At 37.4% G+C, this 10,481-nt stretch carries 12 protein-coding genes; 1 reads left to right on the top strand and 11 read right to left on the bottom strand.

Annotated features, from left to right (window positions below; translation table 11 throughout):
- Positions 1 to 49 precede the first annotated feature (49 nt).
- The 4 genes from tsf to rplM all read right to left on the bottom strand — a co-directional run bounded on the left by tsf (position 50) and on the right by rplM (position 2,710).
- Complete coding sequence (gene tsf / locus DBR40_RS26300; protein WP_124562709.1) at positions 50 to 895, bottom strand: translation elongation factor Ts; 846 nt, start codon at positions 893 to 895, stop codon at positions 50 to 52.
- A 129-nt stretch (positions 896 to 1,024) separates the two neighbouring features.
- Complete coding sequence (gene rpsB, locus DBR40_RS26295; RefSeq protein ID WP_039481189.1) at positions 1,025 to 1,858, bottom strand: 30S ribosomal protein S2; 834 nt, start codon at positions 1,856 to 1,858, stop codon at positions 1,025 to 1,027.
- 18 nt (positions 1,859 to 1,876) lie between these two features.
- Positions 1,877 to 2,263 carry a 30S ribosomal protein S9 gene (gene rpsI / locus DBR40_RS26290; protein WP_124562708.1) on the bottom strand — a complete coding sequence of 129 codons (387 nt, stop codon included), beginning with the start codon at positions 2,261 to 2,263 and terminating at the stop codon, positions 1,877 to 1,879.
- Positions 2,264 to 2,266: 3 nt separating this feature from the next.
- Positions 2,267 to 2,710 carry a 50S ribosomal protein L13 gene (rplM, locus tag DBR40_RS26285; RefSeq protein ID WP_039481184.1) on the bottom strand — a complete coding sequence of 148 codons (444 nt, stop codon included), beginning with the start codon at positions 2,708 to 2,710 and terminating at the stop codon, positions 2,267 to 2,269.
- A 352-nt stretch (positions 2,711 to 3,062) separates the two neighbouring features.
- Here rplM and DBR40_RS26280 point away from each other — a divergent pair, with 352 nt between their 5' ends.
- Positions 3,063 to 3,908 carry a hypothetical protein gene (locus DBR40_RS26280; RefSeq protein ID WP_124562707.1) on the top strand — a complete coding sequence of 282 codons (846 nt, stop codon included), beginning with the start codon at positions 3,063 to 3,065 and terminating at the stop codon, positions 3,906 to 3,908.
- A gap of 147 nt (positions 3,909 to 4,055) precedes the next feature.
- Here DBR40_RS26280 and DBR40_RS26275 read toward each other — a convergent pair whose 3' ends face one another.
- The 7 genes from DBR40_RS26275 to DBR40_RS26245 form a co-directional block, all read right to left on the bottom strand.
- Positions 4,056 to 4,409, bottom strand: a complete 354-nt coding sequence (locus DBR40_RS26275) for an ORF6N domain-containing protein (RefSeq protein WP_124562706.1) — start codon at positions 4,407 to 4,409, stop codon at positions 4,056 to 4,058.
- Between the two features lie 111 nt (positions 4,410 to 4,520).
- A complete protein-coding gene (gene pnuC, locus DBR40_RS26270) occupies positions 4,521 to 5,135 on the bottom strand; it encodes a nicotinamide riboside transporter PnuC (protein ID WP_233603996.1) in 615 nt (204 codons plus the stop codon).
- 232 nt (positions 5,136 to 5,367) lie between these two features.
- A complete protein-coding gene (locus DBR40_RS26265) occupies positions 5,368 to 7,659 on the bottom strand; it encodes a Tex family protein (RefSeq protein WP_124562704.1) in 2,292 nt (763 codons plus the stop codon).
- A gap of 125 nt (positions 7,660 to 7,784) precedes the next feature.
- Positions 7,785 to 8,156, bottom strand: coding sequence for an iron chaperone (locus DBR40_RS26260; RefSeq protein WP_124562703.1), 372 nt, complete (start codon positions 8,154 to 8,156; stop codon positions 7,785 to 7,787).
- A gap of 42 nt (positions 8,157 to 8,198) precedes the next feature.
- Positions 8,199 to 8,771, bottom strand: coding sequence for a pentapeptide repeat-containing protein (locus DBR40_RS26255; RefSeq protein ID WP_233603995.1), 573 nt, complete (start codon positions 8,769 to 8,771; stop codon positions 8,199 to 8,201).
- A 25-nt stretch (positions 8,772 to 8,796) separates the two neighbouring features.
- Positions 8,797 to 9,273: a hypothetical protein gene (locus DBR40_RS26250; protein WP_124562701.1), complete on the bottom strand. Its 477-nt coding sequence runs from the start codon at positions 9,271 to 9,273 to the stop codon at positions 8,797 to 8,799.
- Positions 9,274 to 9,429: 156 nt separating this feature from the next.
- Positions 9,430 to 10,416, bottom strand: coding sequence for a pyruvate dehydrogenase complex E1 component subunit beta (locus DBR40_RS26245; protein WP_124562700.1), 987 nt, complete (start codon positions 10,414 to 10,416; stop codon positions 9,430 to 9,432).
- Between the last annotated feature and the right edge of the window lie 65 nt (positions 10,417 to 10,481).

The raw sequence follows: 10,481 nt of genomic DNA, 5'->3' as shown, positions 1-10,481 counted from the left end.
TTTTTGGGGTCAGTCTATAACCGGCTTTTTAAATATGTTTTATTAGTACTTATGCACCTAATTGTACGCGTTTGAAAGCAGATACAGTTAATCCTTTAACAGTGTTGTCTAAGAATTTACGAACATCTACTGAACTGTCTTTAACAAACTCCTGGTTTAATAAAGTGCTGTCTTTGTAGAATTTGTTTAATTTACCAGCAGCGATTTTTTCAACCATTTCTTCTGGTTTGCCTTCTTGACGGATAACGTCTTTAGCAATCTCGATTTCACGCTCAATAGTAGCTGGATCAACACCGTCTTTATCAACAGCAACTGGGTTCATTGCAGCAATTTGCATTGCAACATCTTTACCAGCTTCAGTAATATCTACGCCATTAGCACCTTCAAATACTACTAAAACACCCATTTTACCATTAGAGTGGATATAAGAAACGATTTTTTCGCCAGAGATATTTGCATACTCCTGAATAACGATTTTCTCACCGATTTTGCCGGTTAGTTCAGTGATGGTTTCAGCAACTGTACGTCCGTCTTCCAAAGTAATTGCTGATAATTCTTCAGCAGTAGCAGGATTGTTGGCAACTGCTGCAGCTAAAACAGCCTGAGCCAGGTTGCGGAAATCTTCAACTTTAGAAACTGGCTCAGTTTCGCAAGCTAAAGCAACTAATTTACCATTTGTACCGTCTGCTGAAAGAGCGATTGATACCAGACCTTCAGAAGTAGCATTGCCAGAACGTGCGGCAGATACTTTTTGACCTTTTTTGCGCAATAAATCAACAGCTGCTTCGAAATCGCCGTTAGCTTCAACTAAAGCTTTTTTGCAATCCATCATACCAGCGCCAGTTTGTTGACGCAATTTGTTTACATCTGCTGCAGAAATTTGTACTGTAGACATTTTATTTCCTTTTTTAAAATTTACAATCTTGTTATAACAATTACAGGTTACAAGTTACAAGCGCTAAGTTAAACTCGTGTTAAGCCAACTTAAAACCTGAAACCAGTAACCTGCAATTAAAAAATATTACTATTCTTCTGTTTTAGTTTCTTCTGATGAAGAGGCTTCAACCTCAGCTTCAGCAGCTTTTTTACGTCTTGGCTCTTTAGCTTCAGGCGCATCAGCTGCAGCTTTAGCAGCTACTGCTTCTTTTTCTGCTTCATCATCTTTTTCGCGTTTACGCTCTTCTAAACCTTCTTCAATCGCTTTGATAATTACATCAGTAATTAAAGAGATAGATTTTGTAGCATCATCATTCGCAGGGATTGGGAAATCGATGTTAGAAGGATCAGAGTTAGTATCAACCATCGCAAAAGTAGGGATGTTTAATTTTAACGCTTCAGTTACCGCGATGTGCTCTTTCTTAACATCAATTAAGAATAAAGCTGCAGGTAAACGGTTTAAATCAGCAATACCACCTAAAAGTGATTCTAATTTAATACGCTCACGTTGGATCATTAAACGCTCTTTTTTCGAAAGGATAGCATAAGTACCGTCTTTAGTCATTTTATCGATGTTAGACATCTTTTTGATTGACTTACGAACAGTAGCAAAGTTAGTTAACATACCACCTAACCAACGTTCAGTTACGAAAGGCATGTTTACTTTTTTAGCTTGTTCAGCTACGATTCCTTTAGCTTGTTTTTTTGTTGATACAAATAAAACTTTACGTCCTGATTTTACGATTTGTTTAATCGCTGCCGCAGCTTCTTCAGTTTTAGTTAAAGTTTTATTTAAATCTATAATGTGAATTCCATTACGCTCCATGAAAATGTAAGGAGCCATTTTTGGATTCCATTTACGGGTAAGGTGACCAAAGTGTACACCTGCATCCAATAAGTCTTGATAAGTTGTTCTTGCCATTGTCTTTGCCTCCTGTGATTAACGTTTACTGAATTGGAATTTCTTACGAGCTTTAGCACGTCCTGGTTTCTTACGCTCAACCATACGCATATCACGCGTCATTAGGCCTTTAGCACGTAATGCAGGTTTTTTCTCCGCATCTAGTTCAACAATCGCTTTAGCAATAGCTAAACGAACAGCTTCTGCTTGTCCTTTTACTCCACCACCTTGTACGTTTACAGTGATATCATAACGGCCAGTAAGCTCAGAAACTTCTAAACTTTGGTTTACGATATATTGCAAAGGTAAGGTAGGGAAATATTCTTTGTGGTCTTTACCGTTAACGGTAATTGTGCCAGCACCATCTTTTAAGTAGATACGTGCAACAGCTGTTTTTCTTCTTCCTGAAGTGTTAGTAACTGACATTTCTTAAAGTTTAATGGTTTTTGGAGATTGAGCTGCATGAGGGTGATTTGCACCAGCATACACAAAAAGATTGGTGTATAATTTTTTACCCAATTTAGTTTTCGGTAACATACCACGTACCGCTTTCTCGATTACACGTTGAGGGTGTTTCGCCATTAACTCTTTTGGAGAGATAAAACGTTGACCACCTGGATAACCAGTATAAGAAACATATTGCTTTTCGCTGAATTTGTTTCCTGTCAATTTAACCTTGTCTGCATTGATAACAATTACGTTATCTCCGCAATCTACGTGTGGGGTGTACTCAGGCTTGTTTTTACCACGGATGATCATAGCGATCTTCGATGACAAGCGCCCCAAAATCTCGCCTTCCGCATCAACAACAATCCACTGTTTGTTTACAGTTTTAGCATTGGCCGAGACAGTTTTGTAACTTAACGTATTCACTTGCTTGTATTTAATTTATTAAACAATTTATTATTCCCATTAAAATTGGGACTGCAAAGATAGATAGAATACTTTTATTATCAAATAGTTGATTGAAAAAAGTTTAATGATTTAGAATCAGCTACTCACCTCCCTCTAATTTAGAGATTCAGGAATGACGACTTTGCGGCTTTAGATAACAAGGTTAGTTTCTGCGAAAAACTCGTGCCTGGTATTTTTAGTTGCTTTTGAACTCACCTATTATTCAGGGAGTGTTAGAAAACAAATTTGATATGTGCTATGAATAGAATTCTAATGATTGTTAAATAAAAACAATATTTTAGTGCCTTAATTTTAATATGAACGCTCAATAATGAAATCACAATTTTTTAGCCTGTTTTTCGCAATTATTTTATTTACTGCATGTAACAAAGATTCTGTTCCTGAAAAGGACACTGATAATGCGAAGAAATGCCGGATAATTTCTGCGGATATGGTTTTTAATCCCGATAAAAAAATAAATGCTGCCTATTATGCAGGGTCAGCAGTTGTAAATTATGACGAAAAATATAATGTTAAGGGTATTGTAAGCACACAGGATAGTGCTTTCAGAAGTTTTTCCGTTATAACTACGCCTGGCCAACTAACGCTAAGAACAAAATATAATGGTGACTGGATTTATAAGCTTGATGGGCAGGGGCGGGCTATTTATGTAGAATTTTATAATGGAAGCATTAGAGCTAATTTAAGTTATAATGCTGAAGGATATATTTCAAGTCTGACCAAAATTGATACTTACTCAAACAGTCAAACTGTATATATTTTCAACTATAACAATGAGAATTTGGTAAAGATAGCTAGTGTTAGTTCTTTGGGAGGACATACTGAAACTTTGGAATATACTTATAATAATGATATTGCCGTTGATTTAACAAGTAATGCAAATCCACTTTATTATCTTGATATTGTTGAAGTTATACCGGGTTTCTTTGGTAAAACAAGTAAAAATCAGTTAAGTGGGGTAAAACAAACCAGTTTACAAACAAATTATGGTAGTGGATATTCGGTTTCATATTCATTTCTATATACAAAAGATTCGGATGGAAAAATCATTTCTATGAAACTAATTAATACACATTCAGAAATTAATCCTGGGGTACCCAACTACGTTAGGGTAGTTTGGGATGCTGTTTATAATTTTAAATATAAATGTGATTAACATTAAAGATCATCGGGCATGTAACCAATCCGTCTCCTCGGTTTACTTTTCTTTTCAATAAGCTGATCGAGATAGCCAAAAATCAATTCAACATTTTTATCGTGGTTGCTTAGGTTCTTTTTTATTTCTTCTATTTCCAGCTTGAGGCTAGTATTTTCTGAAAGCAAATTGGGGATACGGGTAAAGATCCTTACAATTTGTATTACTACTCAATACATTCGAAAGCATTAATATACCATGTTCAGTAAAAGCATATGGAAGTTTTCGTCTACCGCCCCAACTTGAAGTTGCAATTTGCGACTTCAAGTTTAGCCACTCTTCATCTGTGAGCTGGAACATGAAATCTTCAGGGAATCTATCCGGGTTTCTACTTACCTGCTCGTTTAGCCGTTTAGTTCCCACATTATACAACTCCGCCAGGTCACTATCGAGCATTACTTTGTAGACTCTCAGTTCGTGAATTTTATTAACCAGAATATTGTCAGGGATGATAGGAAGCATTTGTTTAGCTGTCATATCATTTTGGATTTTACCTGAAGATACAAATCAAATCATTCTTTTCAAAAAAATATAAGGTTGAATCACTTTAAGGCTCCTGAAGTAGCGCTCCAATTAGTTTGCTTTACTGTAGCTTTTATATTCTTTTACCCAGTTCCACAATGCAAAGCCGGCAATAATGGTGAAAACGAAATATTCGACTCCCATAAATTTGATTCCTTTGAGAAAATAAAGGTAAGTAGCCACGATATCGATTATGAGCCAGATAATCCAGCACTCAACCCTTTTCTCTATCATTAAAAAAGTGGTAATTACACTCATTACAAAAATAAATGAATCGACAAATGGATAGGCACTCGGCAGGTTAAACAACAATGGGAGCCAATTGTGGAGTTGACTGGCCAGCGTGCCTATTAATATTGTGCCAACAATGCCTGCAACAAGTAAAATTAAAAACTGTCTCAGCGGCATAAAGCTAATTTTGAGTTCTTTATTTTTATCTTCTTCTTCTTCAGGTTTTGGGTTTTTCCATCGCCACCAGCCCATGATATTGGTAATAAAAAAGAAAATCATCAGAAACATATCGGGGTAGAGCTGGGTTTGATAATATAAAAATGCTGAAAGGAAAACATTTACAATACCCGCAGGCCAGCTCCAGATACTGGCTTTAGCAGAGAGGATTACAGCGATAATTCCGGTTATTACCGCAAAGAACTCTAGGTAACTCATTTTGTAATCCAGAACGGTAAAAAATATGCTTTGGGCATTAAAAAAAACCATGCGCTGATCTATTTATGGAATATAAAACCCTAAAGTATATAATGAAAAGGTTAGTGTTTAGGAATACGGAAAATAAATAACAGTTATCATCATTTCGACTAAAGCATCGCGGAATGGAGAAATCCTTTAGAAAAGTATCTAAAAAGATTTCTCCACTACGGTCGAAATGACAGATTGAAATTTATTTAAACATACCTTTCAATTTTGCAAGTTTTTCCTGCAGATCACCGTCGGCATCTTTTGGCTCATTGCGTGGCTTGAAGTTTTGTTTATTATTGTTCGGCTTGTAATCTTGCTTTGTTTTTTGATCCCTTGGCTTCTGACTACGGACTTCTGACTTCGGACTAGCTTCAGTTTTCATCGATAGCGAAATCCTTTTACGGGCTACATCAACTTCCATAACAGTAACTTCTACTTTTTGATGCACTTTTACCACATCGTTCGGGTTGGCTACGAAGCGGTTTGCCAATTGGCTGGTATGCACCAATCCATCCTGGTGAACGCCGATATCAACAAAAGCACCAAAATTGGTAATATTCGTTACAATACCTGGCAATTTCATACCTGTTCTTAAATCGGCAATTTCGTTAACGCCATCGGTGAAGCTAAATGCCTCAAACTGCTCACGTGGATCGCGGCCAGGTTTTGCCAATTCTTTTAAGATATCGTTAAGGGTCGGCAGACCAATTTCGTCAGTTACATATTGTTGTGGCTTAATCTGTTTTTGTAGTTGCGTATCTTTCATCAATGCAGAAACAGTTGTGCCCAGGTCTTTAGCCATTTTATCTACTACCGCGTAGCGTTCAGGGTGTACACCACTGGTATCCAATACATTTTCGGCATTACGGATGCGCAGGAAGCCCGCAGCCTGCTCGTAGGCCTTATCGCCTAAACGCGGAACTTTTTTCAGGCTTTCGCGGTTTTTAAACGCGCCATGGGTGTTCCTATAATCTACAATATTTTGGGCCAAAGCTGGTCCTAAACCTGACACGTATGCTAAGATTTGTTTCGAAGCGGTATTTAGTTCTACCCCAACGGCATTTACCGCGCTGATTACGGTATCATCCAAACTTGCCTGTAATTTATTTTGATCCACATCGTGCTGGTACTGGCCAACACCGATAGATTTTGGATCGATTTTTACCAGCTCTGCCAGTGGGTCCATTAGCCTGCGGCCGATAGATACAGCACCACGAACGGTAATATCATGGGTTGGGAATTCTTCGCGGGCAACTTCTGAGGCCGAATAAATTGAAGCACCACTTTCATTTACCATAACAATGGTGATATGCGGTAAATTTAAACCTCTAACAAAAGTCTCTGTCTCCCGCCCAGCTGTTCCATTACCAATTGCAATGGCTTCAATATCATGTTTTTCGCAAAGCTGCTGAATACTGAATTCGGCATTTTTAACATTTCCTTGTCCTGTGTGTGGGTAAATGGCAGTATTTTCTAATAATTGACCTTGCTTATCTAAACAAACCACTTTACAACCGGTACGGAAGCCCGGATCGATAGCCAAGACATTTTTTTGGCCCATCGGTGCTGCAAGTAACAACTGACGTGCATTTTCGGCAAAAACGCGGATAGCTTCCTCATCAGCTTTTTGTTTGGTGAAAACACGCAGCTCGGTTTCCATTGCTGGTTCAAGTAAGCGTTTGTAACCATCTTCTAAAGCTTGCTGTACTTGTTTTGAAGCTGCATTGTTACCTAAAACAAACTGATTTTCCAATAATGCAATGGCATCTTCTGCAGGTGGGAGGGCATCTAGGCGCAAAATAAGTTCTTTTTCGCCACGACGCATCGCAAGTACGCGGTGCGAGGCTGCGGTTTTAACTGGCTCATTCCACTCAAAGTAATCTTTATATTTAATGCCTTCTTCTTCTTTTCCTTTAATTACTTCTGATTTAAAATCGGCCTTTTCCTGAAAATAGGTGCGCATTTTGGTACGGGCTTCGGCATTTTCCGAAATCATTTCAGCAATAATATCCCTTGCTCCGGCTAAAGCCTCTTCCAAAGAATTTACACCTTTTTCGGTATCTATAAATTTATCTGCTTCAGCACCCAGGTCGAAACTGCTTTGATCAAAAATCTGTAAAGCCAATGGCTCGAGTCCTTTTTCTTTAGCCACCGACGCACGCGTTTTACGTTTAGGTTTGTATGGCAAATAAATATCTTCTAAAAGCGAAATGGTTTCTGCTTCGTTAATCTGTTTTTCGAGCTCAGGGGTAAGTTTTCCTAAATCGGTCATTGATTTTAGGATGGCTTCGCGACGCTTATCGAGATCGCGTAACTGCAAAACGCGGTCGCGGATTGCGGCAACTTCAACTTCATCCAAACTGCCTGTTAATTCTTTACGGTAACGTGAAATAAAAGGTACAGTGGCGCCTTCATCTAACAAATTTATAGTAGCAGTTACCTGCTTTTCTGCAACCTTTAATTCGGCTGCAATTATTTTATGGTGGGTTAACATATCTAAAATTAAAAGATCAAAGCTAATTAGGATTTTTAGAAATTAAGGCTTTTTAAAATCAAGTTTTCCACCGAAATGTGTGAGTAAATTCTTTAGAAAACTGAGTTTAGCGATGCATTGGGTATTTATTTCTTTTTTAGGGCTTTCTCCAGATCACGTTCTGCTTTAAATTTGGTAATTCTTGTAATCAGCTCTAAAGGCATGGATTGATCTATCGGGAACTGAACAGCTCCCTTGCTCCATTTATAATCGCCAAATTCATTTTTAAAGGCGTTGATGCCAGAGCCAGTAGGGTAAAAGCCAATGTGTTTGGTATAACCGGCAAAGTACACTAAAATCCCTTTTTGCTTAAAGGCTGGCATACCATAACTGATTACTTCTTTAGCTTCAGGTGCTGCAAGTTGAATGGTTTCTCGCACTTGTTGTAGCAGTTTCTGGGTTGCTGCGGGGAAATTGGCGATATACTGATCGATGTTTTCTGGTTTCGGCTGTTCCATAACTTTATCTTGTTATGAAATTACAAAGAATCTCTGGTAAAATTATTGACTGATTACGATATCATATTTGTGTAACAAGCCAGCTAAGCCAGATTGTGAGAATTTAGCTTTTTTGATCCTGTTGTTGTCCGGATCTATAGAATAATTATAAGCAGTTCTAAAATCTGCTTTTTCCAACATGGTTTTATCGAATGTAGCACTCAATAAATCGCAGTTTTCGAAAGTAGCGCCTGCAAGATCACTTTCTGAAAAGTCGACTTCGTGCAGTTGTGAATTTTTAAAAGCTGTTTTTTTTAATTTGAGTTTATAGAAGGAGCAATGATCTAGTTTTGCATTGTTAAAGCCAAACGCCAGCCCAAAATCGTTACAGTTTTCGAACCTCAATCCCAACATTTTGCAATCGCTGAAATTTACATCGTTGAATGTTGTTTTGGTAATATTGACTAAGCTCAGGTTACAGTGGGTAAACTGACAATCCAGAAATTTAACACCACTTAAATCTGAATTGGAAAAATCGCAGTTGATGAATTTACAGTTTTCATATTCTGCTTTTGGCAATGCGCGTAAGGTAAAATCGGCTTTTTCGAATGTTTGGTCGGCAATGTATTCAGGCATGATGATGTTTTGATATTGAACGAAGTTATTGATAAAATTTATTTATTGCGTCATACAATGGCTCATTGTTGTGGCCTTGGTTTAAGCTGTTGTAAAGTTCATTATTGATCGATTTTTCGAGGACACTACCTTCCTGGATTCTTAATAGATAGGGAAAACCTACCTGATTTTGGATACGATATAAAATTGTAGATGCAAAGCTTTCCGTGTATTCTGATTTTGGAGTCCTTCCGTCAAGAAAAATCAATTTTACATCCTTTGGCAAGGTTGGTATAATCTGTTTTTCGATAAATTCCTGTACATCTTTTCTGTTATTGTAACAAAAGAATTTATGTCCATCAATTTTTAGAAGGTAATCAATATATAATTTATTAGTTTTCTTTTTTTCGAAATAGTAATTGATTTTATGAATCACAATAAAGGGCAGGAAAAACAAAAGGAAAAGCATAACAATTGGAATGATAATTACAATTGTTAGAAAATCATTAATTTTTTCACGCATTTGACTACTATATTATTCAAAATTATCATTAAATGCAATTTTAAATATGGTTTTCAATACCTGAAAGGCTTAGAAATAGCAAAAAAAAATCCCCCAAATTGCTTTAGAGGATTCTATATATTTAATGTGATTCTTCGCTATGCTCAGAATGACAATTTATTTTGTTGCGTACATTACTTCTTTTACTGCTTTAATTACGCGCTCAGCATTTGGTAAGCTTGCTGCGATTAAAGTTGGTGAATATGGAAGTGGAACATCGGCACAAGTGATACGTAAAACTGGTGCATCTAAATAATCAAATGCATTTCTTTGTACGTTGAAAGCAATTTCAGAAGAAATTGAAGCCAATGGCCATGCTTCTTCCACTACCACTAAGCGGTTTGTTTTCTTAACCGATTCGATGATCGTTGCATAATCGATAGGACGAACAGTACGTAAATCGATTACCTCAACATTGATTCCTTCTTTGGTTAATTCTTCTACAGCAGGGTTTACCACGCGGGTTAACATTTTACCGAAAGTTACGATGGTTACATCAGTACCTTGTTTGGTTACGTTGGCTTTACCAAACTCTATGTAATATTCTTCTGCAGGAACATCGCCTTTATCGCCGTACATTACTTCCGATTCCATAAAAATTACCGGATCTGGATCAATGATAGCTTGTTTTAATAAACCTTTAGCATCGTAAGGAGTTGATGGAACAACAACTTTTAAGCCTGGAGTGTTGGCAAACCAGTTTTCGAAGTTTTGTGAGTGTTGTGCACCTAGTTGACCGGCATTACCTGTTGGGCCACGGAAAACCATTGGGCAAGAGAATTGACCACCGCTCATTGATAAGATTTTAGCTGCTCCGTTGATAATCTGATCGATTGCAACTAAAGAGAAGTTAAATGTCATGAACTCTACAATTGGAATAAGGCCAGCAGTTGCTGCACCAGTTGCAATACCAGCGAAACCTAATTCGGCAATAGGTGTATCGATAATACGTTTAGCACCAAACTCATCAAGCATACCCTGACTTACTTTGTATGCACCGTTATATTCTGCTACTTCTTCACCTAATAAAAAAACGCGGTCATCTTTACGCATTTCTTCGCTCATGGCTTCGCGTAGTGCTTCTCTAAATTGGATTTCTCTCATTGTAAATTTTAATAACGGTGGCAAATATAATTATTAATCGCGTTGAAACCAAAGGCAATAATCTG

The sequence above is a fragment of the Pedobacter sp. KBW01 genome, assembly GCF_003852395.1.
GTDB lineage: Bacteria > Bacteroidota > Bacteroidia > Sphingobacteriales > Sphingobacteriaceae > Pedobacter.
The sequence above is the reverse complement of the archived record's forward strand: the minus strand, read 5'-3'. Positions and strand labels throughout refer to the sequence as shown.

What these genes read in the sequence shown, in the direction of transcription:
- DBR40_RS26275 (WP_124562706.1), bottom strand. Translation starts at nt 4,409, where the DNA reads ATGCTTCCTATCATCCCTGACAATATTCTGGTTAATAAAATTCACGAA.
- DBR40_RS26245 (WP_124562700.1), bottom strand. Translation starts at nt 10,416, where the DNA reads ATGAGAGAAATCCAATTTAGAGAAGCACTACGCGAAGCCATGAGCGAA.
- DBR40_RS26280 (WP_124562707.1), top strand. Translation starts at nt 3,063, where the DNA reads ATGAAATCACAATTTTTTAGCCTGTTTTTCGCAATTATTTTATTTACT.
- rpsB (WP_039481189.1), bottom strand. Translation starts at nt 1,858, where the DNA reads ATGGCAAGAACAACTTATCAAGACTTATTGGATGCAGGTGTACACTTT.
- pnuC (WP_233603996.1), bottom strand. Translation starts at nt 5,135, where the DNA reads ATGAGTTACCTAGAGTTCTTTGCGGTAATAACCGGAATTATCGCTGTA.
- DBR40_RS26255 (WP_233603995.1), bottom strand. Translation starts at nt 8,771, where the DNA reads ATGCCTGAATACATTGCCGACCAAACATTCGAAAAAGCCGATTTTACC.
- rpsI (WP_124562708.1), bottom strand. Translation starts at nt 2,263, where the DNA reads ATGTCAGTTACTAACACTTCAGGAAGAAGAAAAACAGCTGTTGCACGT.
- DBR40_RS26265 (WP_124562704.1), bottom strand. Translation starts at nt 7,659, where the DNA reads ATGTTAACCCACCATAAAATAATTGCAGCCGAATTAAAGGTTGCAGAA.
- tsf (WP_124562709.1), bottom strand. Translation starts at nt 895, where the DNA reads ATGTCTACAGTACAAATTTCTGCAGCAGATGTAAACAAATTGCGTCAA.
- DBR40_RS26260 (WP_124562703.1), bottom strand. Translation starts at nt 8,156, where the DNA reads ATGGAACAGCCGAAACCAGAAAACATCGATCAGTATATCGCCAATTTC.
- DBR40_RS26250 (WP_124562701.1), bottom strand. Translation starts at nt 9,273, where the DNA reads ATGCGTGAAAAAATTAATGATTTTCTAACAATTGTAATTATCATTCCA.